This is a genomic window from Kitasatospora sp. HPM-01-4 (genome assembly GCF_051374625.1).
In the GTDB taxonomy this organism is placed as follows: domain Bacteria; phylum Actinomycetota; class Actinomycetes; order Streptomycetales; family Streptomycetaceae; genus Kitasatospora.
In genome coordinates this window covers 1313740-1334606 of sequence record NZ_JBPQGP010000005.1, presented here as the reverse complement: position 1 = coordinate 1334606, position 20867 = coordinate 1313740, and the positions used below count along the sequence as shown (strand labels likewise).

General features: G+C 72.7%; 19 protein-coding genes. 13 read left to right on the top strand and 6 right to left on the bottom strand.

From position 1 onward, the window contains the following. Nucleotides 1-121: 121 nt before the first annotated feature. From ACSMTC_RS05630 to ACSMTC_RS05615, 4 genes are all read left to right on the top strand, one after another. The gene (locus ACSMTC_RS05630; protein WP_436558534.1) at nt 122-382 is read left to right on the top strand and encodes a hypothetical protein; all 261 of its coding nucleotides are present in this window, start codon (nt 122-124) and stop codon (nt 380-382) included. Beyond that, nucleotides 379-1824: a WXG100 family type VII secretion target gene (locus ACSMTC_RS05625; RefSeq protein WP_436558533.1), complete on the top strand. Its 1446-nt coding sequence runs from the start codon at nt 379-381 to the stop codon at nt 1822-1824. Before ACSMTC_RS05630 ends, ACSMTC_RS05625 begins: the two co-directional genes overlap by 4 nt. A gap of 427 nt (nt 1825-2251) precedes the next feature. After that, nucleotides 2252-2896 (top strand): DUF4360 domain-containing protein, encoded by a 645-nt coding sequence (locus ACSMTC_RS05620; RefSeq protein WP_436564602.1) that lies wholly within the window; start codon nt 2252-2254, stop codon nt 2894-2896. Next, nucleotides 2875-3177 carry a GNAT family N-acetyltransferase gene (locus ACSMTC_RS05615; protein WP_436558532.1) on the top strand — a complete coding sequence of 101 codons (303 nt, stop codon included), beginning with the start codon at nt 2875-2877 and terminating at the stop codon, nt 3175-3177. Before ACSMTC_RS05620 ends, ACSMTC_RS05615 begins: the two co-directional genes overlap by 22 nt. Nucleotides 3178-3322: 145 nt before the next feature. Here the strand turns inward: ACSMTC_RS05615 and ACSMTC_RS05610 are convergent, their stop codons facing one another. Further along, nucleotides 3323-4075: a DUF4118 domain-containing protein gene (locus tag ACSMTC_RS05610; RefSeq protein WP_436558531.1), complete on the bottom strand. Its 753-nt coding sequence runs from the start codon at nt 4073-4075 to the stop codon at nt 3323-3325. A gap of 389 nt (nt 4076-4464) precedes the next feature. On the opposite strand from ACSMTC_RS05610, the gene kdpF reads away from it, so the two are divergent. From kdpF to kdpC, 4 genes are read left to right on the top strand one after another with little or no spacing between them, the layout of a single operon-like run. Next, on the top strand, nt 4465-4554 hold the full coding sequence (kdpF, locus tag ACSMTC_RS05605; RefSeq protein WP_436558530.1) for a K(+)-transporting ATPase subunit F: 90 nt from the start codon (nt 4465-4467) through the stop codon (nt 4552-4554). Between the two features lies 1 nt (nt 4555). After that, the gene (gene kdpA / locus ACSMTC_RS05600; RefSeq protein WP_436558529.1) at nt 4556-6217 is read left to right on the top strand and encodes a potassium-transporting ATPase subunit KdpA; all 1662 of its coding nucleotides are present in this window, start codon (nt 4556-4558) and stop codon (nt 6215-6217) included. After that, complete coding sequence (gene kdpB, locus ACSMTC_RS05595; protein WP_436558528.1) at nt 6217-8316, top strand: potassium-transporting ATPase subunit KdpB; 2100 nt, start codon at nt 6217-6219, stop codon at nt 8314-8316. The genes kdpA and kdpB overlap by 1 nt, the downstream gene beginning before the upstream one ends. Nucleotides 8317-8335: 19 nt before the next feature. Continuing rightward, a complete protein-coding gene (gene kdpC / locus ACSMTC_RS05590; RefSeq protein WP_436558527.1) occupies nt 8336-8974 on the top strand; it encodes a potassium-transporting ATPase subunit KdpC in 639 nt (212 codons plus the stop codon). 28 nt (nt 8975-9002) lie between these two features. Here the strand turns inward: kdpC and ACSMTC_RS05585 are convergent, their stop codons facing one another. Continuing rightward, nucleotides 9003-9392, bottom strand: a complete 390-nt coding sequence (locus ACSMTC_RS05585; protein WP_436558526.1) for an SCO5389 family protein — start codon at nt 9390-9392, stop codon at nt 9003-9005. Nucleotides 9393-9686: 294 nt separating this feature from the next. Here ACSMTC_RS05585 and ACSMTC_RS05580 point away from each other — a divergent pair, with 294 nt between their 5' ends. From ACSMTC_RS05580 to ACSMTC_RS05570, 3 genes are all read left to right on the top strand, one after another. Beyond that, nucleotides 9687-12026: a HelD family protein gene (locus ACSMTC_RS05580; RefSeq protein WP_436558525.1), complete on the top strand. Its 2340-nt coding sequence runs from the start codon at nt 9687-9689 to the stop codon at nt 12024-12026. An 11-nt stretch (nt 12027-12037) separates the two neighbouring features. Continuing rightward, entirely contained in the window at nt 12038-13468 is a 1431-nt protein-coding gene (gene purB / locus ACSMTC_RS05575) for an adenylosuccinate lyase (RefSeq protein WP_436558524.1), read from the top strand. 173 nt (nt 13469-13641) lie between these two features. Continuing rightward, nucleotides 13642-14139: a hypothetical protein gene (locus ACSMTC_RS05570; RefSeq protein WP_436558523.1), complete on the top strand. Its 498-nt coding sequence runs from the start codon at nt 13642-13644 to the stop codon at nt 14137-14139. Between the two features lie 50 nt (nt 14140-14189). Here ACSMTC_RS05570 and ACSMTC_RS05565 read toward each other — a convergent pair whose 3' ends face one another. From ACSMTC_RS05565 to ACSMTC_RS05555, 3 genes are all read right to left on the bottom strand, one after another. After that, nucleotides 14190-15671: an MFS transporter gene (locus ACSMTC_RS05565; protein WP_436558522.1), complete on the bottom strand. Its 1482-nt coding sequence runs from the start codon at nt 15669-15671 to the stop codon at nt 14190-14192. Between the two features lie 215 nt (nt 15672-15886). Beyond that, nucleotides 15887-16348, bottom strand: a complete 462-nt coding sequence (locus ACSMTC_RS05560; protein WP_436558521.1) for a helix-turn-helix domain-containing protein — start codon at nt 16346-16348, stop codon at nt 15887-15889. A gap of 186 nt (nt 16349-16534) precedes the next feature. Continuing rightward, nucleotides 16535-17329 (bottom strand): tyrosine-protein phosphatase, encoded by a 795-nt coding sequence (locus tag ACSMTC_RS05555; protein WP_436558520.1) that lies wholly within the window; start codon nt 17327-17329, stop codon nt 16535-16537. 395 nt (nt 17330-17724) lie between these two features. On the opposite strand from ACSMTC_RS05555, the gene ACSMTC_RS05550 reads away from it, so the two are divergent. Together ACSMTC_RS05550 and ACSMTC_RS05545 are read left to right on the top strand one after the other, a co-directional pair. Further along, on the top strand, nt 17725-18291 hold the full coding sequence (locus ACSMTC_RS05550) for a DJ-1/PfpI family protein (protein WP_436558519.1): 567 nt from the start codon (nt 17725-17727) through the stop codon (nt 18289-18291). 222 nt (nt 18292-18513) lie between these two features. Beyond that, on the top strand, nt 18514-19179 hold the full coding sequence (locus ACSMTC_RS05545) for an SDR family oxidoreductase (protein WP_436558518.1): 666 nt from the start codon (nt 18514-18516) through the stop codon (nt 19177-19179). An 86-nt stretch (nt 19180-19265) separates the two neighbouring features. Here the strand turns inward: ACSMTC_RS05545 and ACSMTC_RS05540 are convergent, their stop codons facing one another. Further along, on the bottom strand, nt 19266-20792 hold the full coding sequence (locus tag ACSMTC_RS05540) for an MFS transporter (protein WP_436558517.1): 1527 nt from the start codon (nt 20790-20792) through the stop codon (nt 19266-19268). Between the last annotated feature and the right edge of the window lie 75 nt (nt 20793-20867).

Sequence of the window (20867 nt, the reverse complement as noted above, 5' to 3'; positions counted from 1 at the left end):
CCGTTTCGACCGATGGCACGTCAGTAGGATGAGCTGCTCAACATCGGGTTAGCGAAGGGCATGTGCCATGGGGGACACGGGTTTTCAGGTACAACCTGAAGCGATCAGCAGATATGCGTCGGTGGTCGCCGAGCAGGACGGCCAGCTCTCGCAGGTCCAGTCGAGGATCTCGGGCATCACCATCTCGGGCGACGCCTTCGGGAAGCTGCCCAACGCCGGCCACCTGCTGCAGCAGTACAACGAGCATGCGGACGCCAGCCGGAAGAACGTTGCCGACCTCATCGAGGCCCTGAACCAGACCTCCGATGCGCTCAACGGCACTGCACAGAACTACCTCCAGCACGAGCAGGAGCTCGGCGCGGGCCTCGGGGGCGGTCAGTGAGCGTCAAGGAATCGGCGGCTGAGTGGGGGCGCAAGAAGGGGAGGCAGAAGGAACAGTCCCTCCTGGACGGCCAGATCGACAAGGTCACCGGGCTGGGCGGCTCCGCCAAGCCCACGGGCAGCGCTCCGGCACCCGTCATGGTGCCTCGGGGGCCCGTCCTGGGGCCGCCGAGCGACGCCTACGGCTGGACCCGGGCCACGTGCCAGAGCATGCCCGCGCTGACCCCGGCCCAGATCCCGGACCGGAGCGGCCTGAGCGGCTGGCTCGACCACAACGTCAAGGCCGCTCTCGACCACTGCGGCATCATGCACGGCCTGGAGAAGGTCACCGGCAACCTCCAGGAGCTCAACGAGGCCGCCGATGAGTGGCACGCCCAGGCGGTCGCGGTCCAGAACGTGGCCGACCAGCTGCGGGCCGAGTGCAGCTCCCTGCCGCAGCAGTGGCAGGGAACCGCCTCCGACGCCTTCGGGCGGCACATGGGCGAGGTGGTCGAGTCCCTCGACGGCACCGCCGCGGGCCTGTACCAGACCGCGCAGATCGTCAACCAGGCCGCTCAGATGTGTGCCCTGGCCGAGACCATGGTCATCCAGATCATCAGCGAGGCGATCGAGGCGCTGATCGCCTCGCTCGCCATGGAGGTCGTGGTCGCGGTTCTGACGTTCGGTATCGGTGCCATCGTCGGCGCCATGGTCGACGCGGCCGAGGTCTCGGTCTTCATCGCCCGTGTCGCCAAGGTGTCCGAGGAACTGGCCACCAACCTCGAGAAGCTGCTGGAGGCCCTCAAGGAGATGCGGACCGCCATGAAGGCGGTCAAGAGCCTCAAGGACGCGCGGACCGCCCTCAAGTCGGTCCAGGAGGTCCGGAAGGCGTTCAAGGGCCTCCGTGAGATGGAGAGCGGCGGTGACTCGCTGCTGAAGATTGCCAAGGACGCCAAGGAGGCCAAGTCGCTCGAGGGTGTCGGCGGCAAGGTCGCGGACTACGGAGCCCGTCAGGCCGCGCACTACGTCGACTCCAAGGTGACCAACTGGGCCCAGGGCGAGTTCAAGCAGGACGTCCTCGGCGACAGCAAGGACGACCCGGTCTCCACCGTCAATCCGCACGACCTCACGTTCGGCAAGGACGACAAGCACGGCGCCGCCGTGAACAGCCTCCTGAGCGCCGGCAAGATCGCCGGTGCGATGGGGAAGTCGAGCTTCGGTGTGGTCAAGGGCGACATGAAGGACCAGACCACCGGGTCCCTCATCGAGGGCTCCCTGGAAGGCGAGGCCGGCCAGTACCTGCAGCACAGCGGGACGCAGCACTACGTCGACAGCGCGGCCAACGCTCCCGTCATCGGCGACCACCTGCGGGAGAACAAGTACATGCAGGGCGTGATGGCGGGCGAGAACGACCCCACGCCCTACCGCGTCGACAAGTCCCGTATCGAGGAAGCCTTCGGGTAAGCCGCGCGACCGCCGTCGCGGTCAGGGGCGAGGGGGCGCCGTGGGAATCACGGCGCCCCCCTCGGCATGACACGAGCTCCTCGCCCGTCGCCGACGACCGGGTGTACCCGGGAGCCGACGTGCCCTCCTCGCTCCGCCAACTCCCGCTCGCCGCACCGGTTCGAGGATGGCAGCCGTTGTCGGCGGCATCCCGGGCCGAGCTGCCGAACGAGTGATCCCAACGCGCAACTCTCGCTGCTGCCAAGTGATCTGACTGTTCGTCAGTAGAGTGCTGTCGCGCCTCTGTACGCGGGCGTGCGGCTGTGGTGACATGGCTCTGGTGACATGGACGCGCCAAGCATTGCGCCAAGTCTCCTCCCGGGCCACCACCGCTCACAACACTTACGCATCCCACGGGATCCGTGGGCGATCGGAAGGGAACGCCATGCTGTCACGCATGCTCGCCGTCGGCGGTGTCGCCGTGTCGCTGCTCGCCTCGTCGGGCTTCACCTGGTCGACGACCCCGCCGCCGGACAAGATCGTCATCGATGTGGCGACGGTCAACGGCTCCGGCTGCCCGGCCGGTACGGCCGCCGTCGCGGTCTCGTCGGACAACACCGCCTTCACCGTGACGTACAGCGACTACCTCGCCCAGGTGGGCGTCGGGGCCAAGCCGACCGACTTCCGGAAGAACTGTCAGCTCAACCTCGACGTCCATGTCCCCCAGGGCTTCACCTACGCGATCGCCTCCACCGACTACCGCGGCTACGCCCACCTGGAACCGGGCGCGTACGGCATCGAGCAGGCGAGCTACTACTTCCAGGGACAGCCCGGGACCACCTCGCACAGCCACCGGTTCAACGGCGCGTTCGACGACAACTGGCAGGCGACCGACTCGGTGGACATCGCCTCCCTGGTCTTCGCGCCCTGCGGCGAGGAGCGCAACTTCAACATCAACACCGAACTGCGGGTGAGCGCCGGAAGCTCCGACCCGACCAAGACGACCAGCTTCATGACCATGGACTCGACCGACGGCAGCATCAACACCACCTACCACCTCGCCTGGAAGCAGTGCCCCTCGACGCGCGCCTGACGAGCGCCTTCGCACCGCCGGCACTCCCGCCCCGACCCGCTCCGCAGCCGGTTCGGGCCGGGGCGGGCGTCGCCCTGCCCGGCGACCCTGCCAGGGCGGGCGTCGCCCTGCCCGGCGACCCTGCCAGGGCGGTCTGCGGTTTCGTCCTGCACGATCTCGTCCGCCGGTACGGGCGTGCCGCACTCATGGTGCACGCCGACAACGCGCCCGCCATCGCCGCCTATGAGCGCCTCGGCATGACCAGGCGGCTCCTCAACGTCGCCTACCTGCCGACCGGGTGAGCACGGCCCTGCCGCGGCGGGCCGGCCGATCCTCGCCTCGGACGCGGACGTGCCGAAGGACGCACGGCCCTGCCGCGGCGGGCCGACGCCCTCCGGGAGTCCCGGTCCGGCGCGGCCCGCCGCGGCTACGGCGGTGCCCGTCGGCTCAGGCGGTGTTCGCCGGGTGCTGCAGCGAGTCGAGGACGGCACCGGCCTGGTCCGCCAGGGTCACCGCGACCAGGCGGGCCTGGCGGGAGGGCACGGCGCCGGGCGTCGGTTCGAGCATGAAGCGACCGATGTACTTGCCGTTGCCGAACATCCGCAGCTCCACGTCCTGCTCGGGGAAGCCGAGCCGGTCCGCGTCCCAGGGCCGGCGTCCGACCACGACCGAGCCGTCGTGCTCCAGGCGCGGCGGGTGGCCGATCAGCGAGCCGTACTCGAAGCGGCAGTTGCGCAGCCGGAGCAGGTCGATCAGCTGCTCCCTGACCTGGTCGACCACGGCGATCGCGGAGTTGGTCGAGCGGGCGAGCACGGCCGTGTCGTGGATCCGGGCCAGGTAGTCGGCGTCGGTGATGGCAATGACCCGCATCCGCCGGGCATGGGCGGCCAGTTGGGAGACCGCCAGGCCGACAGCCAGCAGCAGCACGGCGGTGGTGAGGTCGGACGACTTGCTGATCGTGAAGCGCTCGTACGGCGGGGTGAAGAAGAAGCCGAACCACACCGCGGCGGACACCGCGGCGACGGCCCCGGCCAGCCGACGGCCCAGTGCGGCCACCGCGACCACCACCACGACCAGCAGCAGCGCGACGTCGGTGTTCGCCAGCCCGTCGCGGAACGGCAACAGCACCGCACACAGCGCGAGCGGGCCGAGCACCGCGGCCAGCAGCGAGACCGTCCCCCTGGTGACATACCGGCGCATGACGCACCTCCTGGCTTCCGGTGTATCAGCCCGTGGCCGCGGCGCAAGGGGCGAGCCGAACCGTTAACGCGGCCTTTGCGGGCGGCGGCCGGGACGCGGTGGACCCGCGGCGCTCGGGGCGGCGGTGGACCCGCGGCGGCCGGGGCGCGGTGAACCCCTGACGGCCTAGGAAAGGTCACCACGCCAGGACCGCCAGCCGGAGAATCGGCGTGACCGAGTGTGGACCGAACAGTCGCGGAGCGTGGTCGGCATGATGGACCTGGCCTATGTCGGTGCGACGGTCGCGGCGTTCGCCGTCCTCGCCCTGATCGCCAAGGGCGTGGAGCGGCTGTGAGCGGGCGGACCGCCGGCGGCCGCGCCCGCCGGCCCCGCCCGGTGAGGAGGCCCGGATGAGTGCCGACAACATCGTGGGGCTGGTCGTCGCGGGCGCCCTCGTGGTCTACCTGGTCCTGGCGCTGATCCGCCCGGAGAGGTTCTGAGGTGGCCGCCGGCCTCGCGGGTCTGCTGCAGGCGCTGGCACTGGCGGGCGCGCTCGCGCTGTCGTACCGGCCGCTGGGCGACTACATGGCCCGTCTGCTCACCAGCCGGAGGCATCTGCGGATCGAACGCGGCCTCTACCGGCTGATCGGTGTCAACGCCGACTTCGAGCAGACGTGGCGGGCCTATCTGCGGGGCGTGCTCGCCTTCTCGGCCGTCTCGGTGCTCTTCCTCTACGCCTTCCAGCGGCTGCAGAACCGCCTCTGGCTGTCGCTCGGCTTCCCCGCCGTACCCGCCGCGACGGCCTGGAACACCGCGGTCTCCTTCGTCACCAACACCAACTGGCAGTCGTACTCGGGCGAGTCGACCATGGGCCATCTGGTGCAGATGGCCGGCCTCGCGGTGCAGAACTTCCTCTCCGCCGCCGTGGGCGTCTCCGTGGCGGCGGCGCTGATCCGGGGCTTCGCCGGCAGCCGGACCGACCGGGTGGGCAACTTCTGGGTGGACATGGTCCGGGTGACGGTCCGGCTGCTGCTCCCGGTGTCGGTGGTCTTCGCCGTGGTCTTCGTGGCGGCCGGAATGGTCGAGAACCTGCACGCTCCGGTATCCGTCGGGACACTGAACGGCGGCGCGCAGACCATCACCGGCGGCCCGGTCGCCACCCAGGAGGTCATCAAGCTGCTGGGTACCAACGGCGGCGGCTTCTACAACGCCAACTCCGCGCACCCCTTCGAGAACCCGAACCCGCTGACCAACTGGCTCGAGGTCTACCTGCTGCTGGTGATCGGCTTCGCGCTGCCCCGCACCTTCGGCACCATGGTCGGCGACCGGCGCCAGGGCAACGCGATCGTCGCCGTGATGGCGCTGATCTGGATCGGATCCTCCGGTCTGCTGACGCTCTTCGAGTGGCAGCACCAGGGGAGTGCCCTGCGGGCGGCCGGTGCGGCGATGGAGGGCAAGGAGGTGCGCTTCGGCATCGCCGGCTCCACGCTGTTCGGCGCCGCGACCACGCTCACCTCGACCGGCGCGACCGGCTCCGCGCACGACTCGTACTCACCGCTGGGCGGCGGAGTGCTGCTGTTCGACATGATGCTCGGTGAGATCGCGCCCGGCGGTGCGGGGTCGGGGCTCTACGGCATGCTGATCCTGGCCGTCGTGACGGTGTTCGTGGCCGGGCTGATGGTCGGCCGGACACCCGAGTACCTGGGCAAGAAGCTGGGCGGCCGGGAGATCAAGTTCTCCTCCCTCTACATCCTGAGCACCCCCGCGGTGGTGCTGATCGGCACCGGCACGGCGATGTCCCTCGGGTCGGCGCGGGCCGGCATCCTGAACTCCGGTCCGCACGGATTCTCCGAGGTGCTGTACGCCTTCACCTCGGCGGCCAACAACAACGGCTCCGCCTTCGCCGGCCTCACCGCCACCAGCACCTGGTGGAACACCGCGCTCGGCCTGGCCATGCTGTTCGGCCGGCTGCTGCCGATCATCTTCGTCATGGCGCTCGCCGGATCCCTGGCCGGGCAGAGCCCGGTGCCCGTGACCGCCGGGACGCTGCCGACCCACCGGCCCCTCTTCGTGGGGATGCTCCTGGGCGTGGTGCTGATCGTCGTCGGGCTCACCTACTTCCCCGCCCTGGCGCTCGGGCCGCTGGCCGAAGGGCTGCGCTGATGCTGACGACACCGCCCGCGCACCAGGTGCCCCGGGTGTCGGCGGGGGTGCTGGACCCCAAGCAGCTGGTGCGTTCCGTCCCCGAAGCGGTCCGCAAGCTCGACCCCCGGGTGATGGTCCGCCACCCGGTCGTGTTCGTGGTGGAGATCGGCGCGCTGCTCACCACGTACTCGGCCCTCCGGCACCCCAGCGTGTTCGCCTGGGTGATCACGGTGTGGCTCTGGCTCACGGTGCTCTTCGCCAATCTGGCCGAGGCCGTGGCGGAGGGCCGTGGCAAGGCCCAGGCGGACACCCTGCGCCGAACCAGGACCGAGGCGGTCGCCCGGCGGATCACCGTGGCGTGGCAGCCCGGGCTGGCCCCGGTGCCGGAGGAGACCGTGCGCGCGGCGGAACTGCGGCTCGGCGACCATGTGATCGTCGAGGCCGGGCAGCTCATCCCGGGCGACGGCGATGTGGTCGAGGGCGCGGCCTCGGTGGACGAGTCGGCGATCACCGGCGAGTCGGCCCCGGTCATCCGGGAGTCCGGCGGGGACCGCTCGGCCGTCACCGGCGGCACCACGGTGCTCTCCGACCGGATCGTCGTGAAGATCACCTCCAGGCCGGGGGAGACCTTCATCGACCGCATGATCGCGCTGGTCGAGGGCGCGGCCCGGCAGAAGACGCCCAACGAGATCGCCCTCGACATCCTGCTGGCCTCGCTGACCATCATCTTCCTGCTGGCCGTCGTCACCCTGCAGCCGATGGCCACCTACGCGGGCGCCGAGCAGCCGATCGTGGTCCTGGTCGCCCTGCTGGTGGCGCTGATCCCGACCACGATCGGCGCACTGCTCTCCGCGATCGGCATCGCCGGCATGGACCGGCTGGTGCAGCGCAATGTGCTGGCCATGTCGGGCCGGGCGGTGGAGGCGGCCGGAGACGTCTCGACGCTGCTGCTGGACAAGACCGGCACCATCACCTTCGGCAACCGGCAGGCCGCCGAGTTCACCCCGGTCGGCGGCACGGACCTGCGGCAGCTGGCCGACGCCGCACAGCTCTCCAGCCTCGCCGACGAGACGCCGGAAGGACGCTCCATCGTCGTCCTGGCGAAGGAACGGTACGGACTGCGCGCCCGCACCCAGGCCGAGATCGGGCAGGCCGACTGGATCGGGTTCTCCGCGCAGACCCGGATGAGCGGCGCGGACCTGCACGAGAACGGGAGCACCCGCAAGGTCCGCAAAGGGGCGTCCGGCGCGGTGGTCCGCTGGGTGGAGGAGAACGGCGGACGGCCCGGCACCGAGATCGGCCCGCTCGTCGACGGCATCTCGGCGGTGGGCGGCACACCGCTGGTGGTGGCCGTCCGGCAGGGCGGTGAACCGGCCCGGATCCTGGGGGTCATCCACCTGAAGGACGTGGTCAAGCAGGGCATCCGGGAGCGGTTCGAGGACCTGCGCCGGATGGGCATCCGCACGGTCATGATCACGGGTGACAACCCGCTGACCGCCAAGGCCATCGCGGACGAGGCCGGGGTGGACGACTTCCTCGCCGAGGCCACCCCGGAGCACAAGATGGCCCTGATCCGGCAGGAGCAGGGCGGCGGGAAGCTGGTGGCGATGACCGGTGACGGCACCAACGACGCGCCCGCGCTGGCCCAGGCCGACGTGGGCGTCGCGATGAACACCGGCACCTCGGCTGCCAAGGAGGCCGGGAACATGGTCGACCTGGACTCCAACCCGACCAAGCTGATCGAGATCGTCGAGATCGGCAAGCAACTGCTCATCACCCGAGGGGCGTTGACCACCTTCTCGATCGCCAACGACGTCGCCAAGTACTTCGCGATCATCCCGGCGATGTTCGCCGGGGTCTACCCGGGGCTGCACCACCTCAACATCATGGCCCTGCACAGCCCGACCTCGGCGATCACCTCGGCGATCGTCTTCAACGCGCTGATCATCGTCGCGCTGATCCCGCTCGCCCTGCGCGGCGTGCGCTACCGGCCCTCCTCGGCCTCCGCGCTGCTGCGCCGCAACCTCGGTGTCTACGGGGTGGGCGGCCTGATCCTGCCGTTCGTCGGGATCAAGCTGATCGACCTGCTGGTGCAGTTCGTCCCCGGGCTGCGCTGAGGGCGGAAGGAGAGTGCCCGTGCCGACGCCGCTGCTGGTGCTGATCCGGCTGCACCTGGCCGCACTGCGGCTGCTGCTCGTCTTCACCGTCGTCTGCGGGCTGGCCTACCCGCTGCTGATCACCGGGTTCGCCCAGCTGGCCCTGGACCGGCAGGCCAACGGCTCGCTGCTGAGGCGGGACGGACGGGTGGTCGGCTCCGGTCTGCTGGGCCAGAACTTCGAGCTGCCCAAGCTCAACCCCGCCGACCCGAAGGAGCGGGCCAGGCCCGATCCCAGGTGGTTCCAGCCGCGGCCCTCGGCGGCGGGCAGCGGCGGGTACGACCCGACCGCCTCGGGCGCCTCCAACCTCGGTCCCGATGACGCCGGTCTGACCGCGACCATCGGGGACCGCCGCACGGCCGTCGCCGCCTTCGACGGCATCGCGGCCGAGCGGGTCCCCCCGGACGCGGTCACGGCGAGCGGCTCGGGGCTCGATCCGCAGATCTCCCCGGCCTACGCCTACCAGCAGGTCGACCGGGTCGCCGGGGCGCGCGGCCTGGATCCGGCGGTGGTCCGCCGGCTGGTCGGGGAGCACGTCCAAGGGCGGGTCCTGGGCTTCCTCGGCCAGCCCCGGGTGAACGTCCTCGCCCTCAACCTGGCGCTCGCGCGGCTCGGTTGACCCGCCGGTCAGGCGCGTGGATCGGGGTTCAGCAGCTGCGCAGCTCCGGTGTCTGGTTGAGGAGTTGGGCACGCAGCGAGGTGAACTCGCGGTAGGCGTCGCCCTGTTCGGTGCCGGGTCGGAAGGCGGCGACGCGGTGGCAGTTCATGAAGGCGAGGCGTACGCCGAAGTGCCGCTCCAGACTGCCGCGGATGGCGTTGCTGGCCAGGGCGCGCAGCAGCTGGGCGCGCTCCTCGTCGGTCGGCGTGGTGTTGTCGTCGGCGAACTCGCGTGTGGTGGAGCCGAGTTCGGTGCTGAGCCCGGAGACCACCCGGTAGGCGTAGGGGAGCGAGGTGCGGACGGTGTCGATGAAGTCGGCCTCGTCGACCGTGCCGTTCTCGGCCTGGGCGAGGAGTGCGGGGGAGACGTTGAGTGACATTGTGCCGGGTCCCTTCGGAGCATCGGGCCTGTCTTATCGAAGATGAAAACCATTAGCGATAGAAGCCGACGCGTTGTCAAGTCCCTTGGGTGTGGCGTCGGGTGCCCATCGCTCGCGAACCAGGCTGAAGAAAGCGCCCGTCGGCGGCGCGGGTGTACCTGGGTCGGCGTCAGGCCGGAGAAGGGGCAGGGGGAGTGCGGCATGCGCAAGCGGAGGGCGCTATGCTCGAAAGTCTGCGAAAGGCTAAATGCTCGCAGAAAACCCTGCGGTGACATTCTATCAGTGGAGGACAGCTTGTCAAGCAAGGAGATCGCCCGGGAGCAGGAACACGTCACCAGGCTCTACCGGCGGCTCGACGCACTCCGGGAGGAGACGTCGAGCCGACTGGCCGGGTTACCGGCGGCATCCGCCGGCGGAACCGCGCAGGCGCGGGTCGAGCGCGAGGTGGCCCACGGCCACTGGGCGGAGCGGCTCGCCCAGCTGGACGCGGCCGAGCAGGGACTGTGCTTCGGCAGACTCGACCTCTCGGACGGCGACCGCCGGTACATCGGCAGGCTCGGCCTCCTCGACGGCGCCGACTCCCGCGAGCCGCTGCTGATCGACTGGCGCGCGCCCGCCGCGCGGCCGTTCTACCTGGCGACCGCGGTGTCCCCGTGCGGTGTCAGGCGCCGACGCCACCTCCGGAGCGCGGGCCGGACGGTGGTCGGCCTCCACGACGAGGTGCTCGACCTGGACCAGGCCGAGCCCGCCGGGGACGGGGGAGTGACCGGCGAGGCGGCGCTGCTGGCCGCACTGAACGCCGGCCGGACCGGCCGGATGACGGACATCGTCGCGACCATCCAGAGCGAGCAGGACCGGATCATCCGCGCCGACCACCGGGGCGTCCTCGTGGTCCAGGGCGGTCCTGGCACCGGGAAGACCGCGGTCGCCCTGCACCGCGCGGCCTATCTGCTGTACGCGCACCGCGAGCAGCTGGCGAGGCGCGTCGTCCTGGTCGTCGGCCCGAACGCCACCTTCCTCCGCTACATCGGCCGGGTGCTGCCCTCCCTCGGCGAGACGAGCGTGCTGCTGTCCACCGTCGGCGAGCTGTACCCCGGGGTGATGCCGGAGCGGACCGAGCATCCCCGGGTCGCGGAGGTCAAGGGACGGTCGGCGATGGCCGAGGTGGTGGCGGCGGCGGTACGCGACCGGCAGTGGGTTCCCGACGACGCGCTGGAGATCGACCACGAGGGCGAGGTGCTGCGGCTGGACCGGCACACCTGCGCCCGGGTCCGGCGGCAGGCCCGTGACTCGGGCCTGCCGCACAACCGGGCGCGTCCGCTGGTGGTCCGGGGAATCGTCGACGCCCTCGCCACGCAGTGGGCCGACCGCATCGGCGCCGATGTGCTCGGCGGCCCCGGCCTGCTGGACGAGCAGGACGTCGAGGACCTCCGCCGGGAGCTGCGGGAGAGCCCCGGGGTGCGGGCCGCGATCGACGAGCTGTGGCCGGTCCTGACCCCGCAGCGGCTGCTCGCCGACCTGTTCCGCTCCGCCGACCGCATCGCCGCCGCAGCGCCGGGACTCACCCCGCGCGAGCAGCGCCTGCTCCTGCGCGAGGAGGCCGGCGGCTGGGCGCCCTCGGACGCCCCGCTGCTGGACGAGGCCGCCGAACTCCTCGGCGAGGACGACCGCGCGGCCGTAGCGCTCGCCGAACGGGGGCGGCACGAACGCCTCGAGTACGCCCAGGGCGTGCTGGACGTCGCCCTCGGCTCCCGCTCGACCGACCAGGAGGACGGCCAGGAGTCGGAGACGCTGTCCGCCTTCGACCTGCTGGACGCCGGGCGGCTGGCCGAGCGGCACGAGGAGGTTGACCGGCGGACGGCGGCGGAACGTGCGGCGGCCGACCGGACCTGGACCTTCGGGCACGTCATCGTGGACGAGGCGCAGGAGCTCTCCGAGATGGCCTGGCGGCTGCTCATGCGCCGCTGCCCCACCCGCTCGATGACGGTGGTCGGTGACATCGCACAGACCGGGGACCCGGCCGGCACCACCTCCTGGCACCGGGTGCTCGACCCGTATGCCGCCGGGCGCTGGCGACTTGAACGGCTCTCGCTCAACTACCGCACGCCAGCCGAGATCATGGCGGTCGCCGCTGACGTACTGGCCGTACTGGACCCCGCGCTGGAGGTGCCGCGCTCCGTCCGCGCCACCGGCGCCCACCCGAGCCGGTACGAGGTCCGGGACGCCGAACTCCCGCTGCGGCTGGGCGAGATCGCGGCCCGGGAGGCCGCCGGGCTGGATGGGCGGCGGCTGGCCGTGATCGTGCCCGAGGCACGGCTGGCCGAGCTGGGCGGCGCGGTGACCGCCGCCGTCCCCGCCGCGGCGATCGGCGAGGACCCGCAGGCGGCGAGCGCGGTGGTGGTGCTCGGCCCCAGGCAGGCCAAGGGGCTGGAGTACGACCGCGTACTCGTCGTGGAGCCGGCCCAGATCGTCGCCGGGGCGCCGCGGGGGCTGGGCGACCTCTACGTCGCACTGACCCGGGCCACCCAGCGGCTGGGCGTGGTCCACAGCGGCCGGCTGCCCGCCGTGCTGGACGGCCTGTCCGGCGGGCACCGGGCCCCACGCGCCGCCGACCCGGCCGGCCTCGGCTGTTAGGCTAGCGAAGCGTGAGCGCGAAGCCCCAGATTCCCAATGTCCTGGCCTCTCGGTACGCCTCGGCGACCCTGGCCCAGCTGTGGTCCCCCGAGCACAAGGTGGTCCTTGAGCGCCACCTGTGGCTCGCCGTTCTGAAGGCCCAGCAGGACCTGGGCATCGAGGTGCCGGCCGACGCCGTCGCCGACTACGAGCGGGTGATCGACCAGGTCGACCTCGGCTCCATCGCCGCTCGTGAGCGGGTCACCCGGCACGACGTCAAGGCGCGGATCGAGGAGTTCAGCGAGCTCGCCGGGCACGAGCAGATCCACAAGGGCATGACCTCCCGGGACCTCACCGAGAACGTCGAGCAGCTGCAGATCCGGCAGTCCCTGGAGCACGTGCGGGACCGCACCGTGGCCGTCCTGGTCCGCCTCGGCAGCCTGGCCGCCCAGCACGCCGAGCTGGTCATGGCCGGCCGCTCGCACAACGTCGCCGCGCAGGCCACCACCCTCGGCAAGCGCTTCGCGACCGTCGCGGACGAGCTGCTGGTCGCCTTCGCCCGCCTGGAGGAGCTGATCGCCCGCTACCCGCTGCGCGGGATCAAGGGCCCGGTCGGCACCGCGCAGGACATGCTGGACCTGCTCGGCGGCGACGCCGACAAGCTCGCCGAGCTGGAGCGCCGGGTCGCCGGCCACCTCGGTTTCGACAACGTGCTCACCAGCGTCGGCCAGGTCTACCCGCGCTCGCTGGACTTCGAGGTGGTCACCGCCCTGGTCCAGCTCGCCGCGGCGCCCTCCAGCCTGGCCAAGACCATCCGCCTGATGGCCGGTCACGAGCTGGTGACCGAGGGCTTCAAGGCCGGCCAGGTCGGCTCCTCGGCCATGCCGCACAAGATGAACACCCGCTCCTGCGAGCGCGTCAACGGTCTGGCCGTGATCCTGCGCGGCTACGCCTCGATGACCGCCGAGCTCGGCGGCGACCAGTGGAACGAGGGCGACGTCTCCTGCTCGGTGGTGCGCCGGGTCGCGCTGCCGGACGCCTTCTTCGCCTTCGACGGCCTGCTGGAGACCTTCCTGACCGTCCTCGACGAGTTCGGTGCCTTCCCGGCCGTGGTCGAGGCCGAGCTGGACCGCTACCTGCCGTTCCTGGCCACCACCAAGGTGCTGATGGGCGCGGTGCGGGCCGGTGTCGGCCGGGAGACCGCGCACGAGGTCATCAAGGAGCACGCGGTCGCCTCCGCGCTGGCGATGCGCGAGGGCGCCCGCGAGAACGCGCTGCTGGACCGGCTCGCCGCCGACAGCCGGATCCCGCTGGACCGCTCCGGGCTGGACGCGCTGCTCGCCGACCGCCTCTCCTTCACCGGTGCGGCCGGGGCGCAGGTCGCCGAGGTCGTCCGCCGGGTGGAGGCCGTCGCGGCCGCCCACCCCGCGGCGGCGAAGTACGCGCCGGGCGACATTCTGTGACGGGTCCGCTCACGGACCCGCGGTGAGAGGGCCCCGCTTCGGCGGGGCCCTCTCCGTGTCCGCGGATAAGGGCGCCTACGATGCACATGACCGGACCGAGGGAGAGTTTCATGCGGGCGCAGCGAGCGCGTTTGTGGCACGGGCCGACGGCACGGCCGAGCGGGCGAGGGCCGGTGCGCGTCGTACGGGCGGGTGCGCTGCTGGCGGTCGCCGCACTGGTCACCACCGGCTGTTCCGACGGCGACAAGTCCGCGCCGGTGCCCGCGCGCGCGGTGAGCGAGTCCTCGGCCCCCGGGCAGCTGACCGTCAAGACCGGCAGCACCCAGGACATGCCCGCGGTCACGATCACCGGTGCCACCGTCCACCCGGGGGCGGACGGGGAGGGCGAGCTGGCGATGGTGGTGCGCAATGACAGCACCATCGACGAGCACCTGGTGATGGTCTCCTCCAGTGCGATGGAGAGCGCGGTGCTCAAGGCGCCGGGCGGCACCGCGACCGTGCCGCCGGTGGGGGTCAACCTGGTGCCGAGCAGCCCGGTCACCTTCGGGACGCAGGACGGGTACCACGTCGTGCTGCGGCACCTGAACGTCCCGAGCGGGGCGAAGGAGCTGCCGGTGTCGGTGCTCTTCGCCCGGCTGGGCATGGTGCAGCTGAAGGCGGTCGTGGGCTGACCCCTCCCGGGGTCGGACAGCCGGGCCGTACGAGGGTCCCGCACCCCCGGTCAGGGCGTTTCGTGGCCCGGGTCGAGCGGCGGAGTGGTCGGGGCGCAGTACCACTCGCAGTCGGGTTCGGCGGTCGGGCGGTCCGGTGCGAGCGCGTCACCGCGCACGGTGGCCAGGGCCAGCAGGCCGCCCGCGGTGAGCAGCCCGGCGCAGATCAGCATCGCGGTGCGGAACGCGCCGTTCACCTCGCTCGGCACCCGGTACGCCTCGCCGCTCAGGCCGGAGAGGGCGGGCAGGGCGGCGACCGCGAGCAGTCCGGCGGCTCGGGCGGCCGCGTTGTTCACCCCGCTGGCGATGCCGGCCCGCCGCACCTCCACGGCCGCCAGGACGGTCGCCGTCAGCGGCGCCACCAACAGGGTCATCCCGATGCCCAGGACCACCACGGCGGGCAGCACATCGCCCCAGTACGAGGCGTGCGGGCCGATCCGCAGCATCAGCAGGACGCCGGCCGCGCAGAGCAGCGGTCCGACGAAGAGCGGGATCCGGGGCCCGATCCGGCGGCCCAGCTTCCCGGCCCGACCGGAGAACGCCAGCATCAGCAGGGTGGTCGGCAGCAGTGCGATCCCCGCCACCAGCGGTTCGAACCCGGCCACCGTCTGCAGCTGGACCATCAGCAGCAGGAAGATCCCGCTGAACGCCCCGTACACGCAGAGCGTCACCAGGTTGACCGAAGTGAACAGGCGGGAGGAGAACAGTTCCAGCGGCAGCATCGGCTGCGGATTGCGCCGCTCCGTCCGTACGAACAGCACAGCGAACAGCAGGCCCGCCACACCGGCGAGGCCGGACAGTCCCCGGAGGCCCTCGGTCAGCGCGTAGGTCACCCCGCCGAGGGCGAGCGCGGCGAGCACCGCGCCCCGGACGTCGAAGCGGCCGGTGGCACGCTCGTCGCGGCTCTCCGGGACATGGCGGACCGTCACCCAGGTGACCATCGCGGCCAGCGGCACGTTCAGCAGGAAGATCCAGCGCCAACCCGGCCCGTCCACCAGCCAGCCGCCGAGGAACGGTCCGACGGCGGCCGACACCCCGCCGAGGCCCGACCAGACGCCCACCGCCCCCGACCGGTCGTCCGGGCGGAAGGAGGCCTGGAGCATCGCGAGCGATCCGGGGGTCAGCAGGGCGCCGCCGATGCCCTGCAGGGCGCGGGCGATGATCAGTAGCTCGATGCCGGGTGCGACCGCGCAGGCGGCCGAGGCGGTGGCGAACCAGCAGACGCCGATCAGGAAGACCTTGCGCCGGCCGTAGCGGTCGCCGAGCGAGCCGCCCAGCAGGATCAGGCCGGCCAGGGTGAGCAGGTAGGCGTTGACCGTCCACTGGAGAGCCGCCATCGAGGCACCGAGGTCGGCGCCGATCCGGGGGAGGGCGACGTTCACCACCGTGCCGTCGAGCATCGCCATGCCGGAGCCGAGCGCCGTTGCGAGCAGTACCCACCGGCCGTGCGCGGTGCCCAGGCGCAGGGTGCCGGCGGTGTCATCCGTGGTCACGTCCCGATCCTCCGCCCGCGCCGGGGCCGGCGCACCCCCTCGTCGTGCGCTTTCCCGGCTTCGTGCGCTCTCCCCGGTCTCCGGCGGCAGCGCGCCGGCCCCCAGGGCGCCGCCCCGGCCGGGCGGCAGGGGCGCGGCCCGGTGCCGGGCCTCCCGGTGGGACCCGGTGGTCGGCGCCAAGCCCCGGGGCCCGGCCGTGAGCCGGACTCCCGGATCTACCCGTTCGGCCTGGGCCGGGCGCCGTCGCCCAGCAACTCCAGTACGGTGCCGATCACTTGCTCGTATGCGGCCTCGTTGGCGCCGAGCGGGGCCCAGCCCGCCAGCCGGGCGGTACCGAGCAGTTCCGCCAGCGCCTGCGGCGGGATGCGACCGGCGCTCCGCCGTCTGCGCTGCGCGCGCCGCTCGTACTCCACGGCGGGCCAGAGGATGCTCAACTCGCCGCCGGTGTCCAGGAGTCGGTCGGTGCGCTCGGCCATTCCGGCGGGCGGCCAGCGACGGGTGGTCTCGACCCGGCTGATGTGCGAGTCGTGGTAACCGAGCCGGCGGCCGAGCTCGGCCTGGCTCAGTCCGCGCAGGCGGCGCCAGTGGCGCAGCCGGTCGCCGAATCTGGCGTGCGCGGAGGCCGCCGGGTGCCCCTCCTGTGCGGGGAGCCGGGGTGCGTGCGGGCCGGGGGGCACGGGACCTCCAGTGGGGTGGACGACCGTCGGTAGCCTCGCGTTGCTTGTCATGGACAGGTATCCCCGGGATGCCGATCCGGTCAAACCGTCTTGCTCGCAAGGAGATTCGCTGGTCGAACGTCCATGGGCACCGTCCGACTCCCGGCCCGGGGCGCGAGCCGGGACACCGGCGGGCGCCCAGTCCCGTCAGGCCGTGAGCCGGGTGCGCAGCGCGTCCACGGTCTCGTCCTTGAGCCCCAGGCCGGCGCGGGCGTAGCTCTCGACGTCGCCCCACATCTCGGTCATGGTCCCGATCGCCGCGGCCAGGTAGGACGGGTGGACGCCGATCACCGCATCCGCGATCTCCGGATCGCCGCCGGCACCGGTGAAGGTCGCGACCTGCGCGGCGAAGGCCGCCCGCACCGCCGGGCCGACGGCCAGGTACTCCGCCCGCACGGTCGGCTCGTCGGCGCCGAGCAGCAGCAGGATCAGGCTGGCGCCCCACCCGGTGCGGTCCTTGCCCGCCGTGCAGTGGAAGAGCACCGGACCGCCCTCGGGCCGGGCCAGCGCGGTCAGCAGCTGCTTGTACGCCGCCCGGGCGGAGGCGCTGGTGACGAAGGAGCGGTAGTCCTTCTCCAGGGCCTGCCTGGCCCGGCCGCCGCCGAGGGTGCGGTTGGCCTTGGCGGGGTCGGCCATGGCGGCGCCCAGCCGGTTGGCGGCGCCCGCGCCGGAGGTGTCCGCCATCACGTCCGCCACCAGCAGATTCGCCCCGGCCGGGACCCGGTCGGGGCGGGAGGCGCGTTCGAAAGCCGTCCGGAGGTCCACCACGGTACGGATTCCGAGCGCCGAGACCGCATGGTCCGCCCGCAGGTCCAGCCGGTGGAGCTGGCCGGAGCGGAAGGCGGTACCCGGGCGTACCCGGCCGCCGCCGGGCAGGGATATGCCGCCGAGATCCCGGAGGTTGGCGACGGTGGTGGACTCGACGACCTGGGAGTTCGACATGGCAACCTCCTGTGCGCGACGGCCTCGCGGCACGCGACGGATCTGATGGGGGCGACGCTGGGCGCCGGACGACGTTCGGGTCGGCGCGACGCGGATGCCGCCCGGCGCGGACGCCGGGCGATGCGGGGCGGCGGATCGAGCCGGCCACCGGGAGGGGCGCTGATCGGCCTCTTCAGCACCGTAGGCCGACGGTGACGCGGACGCTCGCGGAGTACGGCCGGTCGGTCTGCTCAGGCGCCCCCGGCAGGCGGGCGGGGGGCACGCCGGCGCACTGCAGCACCCTGGGGGCGCACGACCGTGGTGACGTCGGTGGCGGATTGCCCGGACGGCCGGTCAGGCGGCAGGGTTTGGATGGCCCCACAGCAGGTGGGCGGACGGAGGGGAAACGACCCGTTATGGCACCCAAGATCCTGATCATCACCGGCGACGCGGCGGAGTCGCTGGAGGTCCTCTACCCCTACCAGCGGCTGCTGGAGGAGGGCTACGAGGTCCACCTGGCGGCGCCGACGCGGAAGAACCTGCAGTTCGTGGTGCACGACTTCGTCGAGGGCTTCGACACCTACACCGAGAAGCCCGGCTACACCTGGCAGGCCGACATCGCGTTCGCCGACGTCGTCCCGGCGCAGTACGCCGCCCTGGTGCTGCCCGGCGGCCGGGCCCCCGAGTACCTGCGCAACGACGCCCAGGTGAAGCGGATCGTGGCGCACTTCTTCGAGACCGACAAGCCGGTCGCGCAGATCTGCCACGGGCCGCTGATCACCCTCGCCACCGGTGTGATGGCGGGCCGCCGCACCGCGGCCTACCCCGCGCTGGAGCCGGACGTGCAGGCCGGCGGTGCCGACTTCCGGGACAGCGACGCGGTCGTGGACGGCGTCGTGGTCTCCGCCCGGGCCTGGCCGGACCACCCCGGCTGGATGCGGGCCTTCGTCGAGGTCCTCCGTGACAAGGCGCCGGTCGACTGACGGACGGTAGCGGCCGGGGGCGCCGGGGACCGGCCGTGCACCGCCGTCGCGGGTCGGCCGCGTATGCTCCGGCGCCCGGCGTACTCCGGCGGATGCTCCCTGAGGAGGGGAGCGCCGTGCGGCCTCGCGCGCCGCGACCCGCGGTGCCCGGTGGGCCGGTGTCGGCGAAGGCACCGGTGTCGGTCAGCGGAGCGGCCCCGGGGCGGCGGTACCGTCGCCGCTATGCATGTCGTCATCGCCGGTGGACACGGTCAGATCGCCCGTCGCCTGGAACGCCTGCTCGCCGAGCGCGGCGACACCGCGATCGGGCTGATCCGGAAGCCCGAACAGGCCCACGACCTGGAGTCGTTGGGCGCCCGGGCGGTGGTCTGCGACCTGGAGTGGGCCCCGGCGGCCGAGCTCGCCGGACACCTGCACGGCGCCGACGCCGTGCTCTTCGCCGCGGGAGCGGGCCCCGCCAGCGGCAGCGCCCGCAAGGAGAGCGTCGACCGGGCCGCCGCGGTGCTGCTGGCCGACGCGGCGGGGCTGGCCGGGGTCGGCCGCTACCTGATGATCAGCAGCATGGGCCTGGACCGCGCCGACGACCCGGGCATGCACCCGGAGTTCGCCGCCTACCTGCGGGCCAAGGCGCTCGCCGAGGAGGAGCTGCGCCGCCGTGACCTGTCCTGGACGATCCTGCGGCCCGGCCGCCTGACGGACGAGCAGGGCAGCGGCCTGGTCCACCTGGCCGCACCGCCGCTGCCCGCGGGCTCCGTACCGCGCGACGACGTCGCCCAGGTCCTGCTCGCCCTCCTGGACACCCCGGCCTCCGCCGGGCGCACCCTCGAACTCACCTCGGGCGGCGAGACGGTGAGCGAGGCGCTGCGGGCCGTGCTCTCCACCGCCTGAACACGACCACCCCGCTCGACCGGCCCGTAGGACGGCCCGGTCGAGCGGGGGACGAAGCTCCGTCGTGCGCCGTCCCGGGCGGACCGCTACCGGGTGGGGCCGAGGCCGGGCCGTCCGCGCCCGAGCCGGGTCGGCCGGTTCCCGGTCTCCGCGGCCTCGGTGTGCCCCGGAGCGGCGGGCACGGCGGACTCCGGAGTGGAGCGGGCGGACGGGAGGCCGGATCCGGTCGGCGGCGGGGTGCGGCGGCCGGTGAGGACGGTGAGGCCGAGCGAGAGCGAGACCAGGGCGGTACAGACGAGCGCGGCATGCCAGTACGCGGTCCGGGGGTCGGCACCCGGACCGGCCGCGCCGTGCAGGTAGACACCGGAGACCGCGGAGACCGCCACCGCGCCCGCGATCCGCTGCGACATCTGCAGGATCCCGCCCGCGACCCCCGCCGCCTCGGCCGGCGCGTGCCGCAGCACCGCCGCCTGGTTGGGCGACACGGACAGCCCGGAGGCCGCGCCCGAGCAGAGCTGACCGGCCGCCAGCAGCAGCGGCAGCCAGCCCACCGGGGCGTACCGCCCGGCCAGTCCGCTCAGCAGCAGGGCGAGGGCGGCGAGTGCGAGACCGACCGCCACCACATGCCGTCCGATCCGCTGCACCACCCGCCAGGCCACCGCCGACGCCCCGGCCATCGCCAGGGCCGAGGGCAGGGTGACGGCGGCGGCCGCGAGCGGCGAGAGGCCGAGCCCGTCCTGAAGGAACATCACCAGCACCAGCGAAGCGGCCAGCGAGGAGCCGAACTGGCCCATCGCCACCACCGTCCCCAGCGCGTACGGTGCCGAGCGGGCCAACGCCGGGTGCAGCAGCGGGCGGTGGCCGGCCGCCGCGTACCGGCGCTGCCAGAGCAGGAAGGCCCCGGCGAGTGCGACGGCCGCCAGTGCCCACAGCAACTTGCCGGTGCCGCTGGATGGTTGGATGAAGGGCAGCATCACCGCCAGGGTCATCGCGCCGACCAGCAGCAGGCCGACCGGGTCGAGATCGGCCCGGCCCGCCGAGCGCCTCGGCGGCGGCAGGTGGCGCACCGCCAGGACCAGTGTGGCCAGGCCCGAGGGCGTACTCACCAGGAACGCCAGCCGCCACCCCCAGTCGGGGCCGGCCACGGCGATCAGGGCACCGCCGATCGGCGGTCCGAGAGCGATCCCCACCGCGCAGACCACCTGGTAGAGGCCGAGTGCCCGGGTGCGTTCCGGGCCGGTGAAGACGTCCTGGATGGTCCCGATCATCTGCGAGTTGACCAGTCCGGCCCCGGCGCCCTGCAACAGCCGGAGCAGCACCAGCAGTTCGGGTATTCGCACGGTGCTCGCCAGCAGGCCGGCCGTGAAGAACACCGCGATACCCGCGACGAAGAACGGCTTGCGGCCGCGCTCGTCACCCAGCCGGCCGCCGGGTATCAGCGCGAGCCCGAAGGCCAGCGAGTATCCGGCGACCAGCCACTGCACCTGGGTCGCGCCGGCGTGCAGCGAGCTCCGCAGGGCCGGTACCGCGATGTTGAGCACCGAGTTGTCCAGCATGGTGGTGAGCCCGCCGGCCAGGCAGACCGCCAACACCCGCTTCTGGGCGGCGTTCACGGCAGCACCACCGCGAACGGGCGACACGGCGGCTGGGTGGATCGGGCGGTCCGGTGGGTGCGGTAGGTCTCGGCG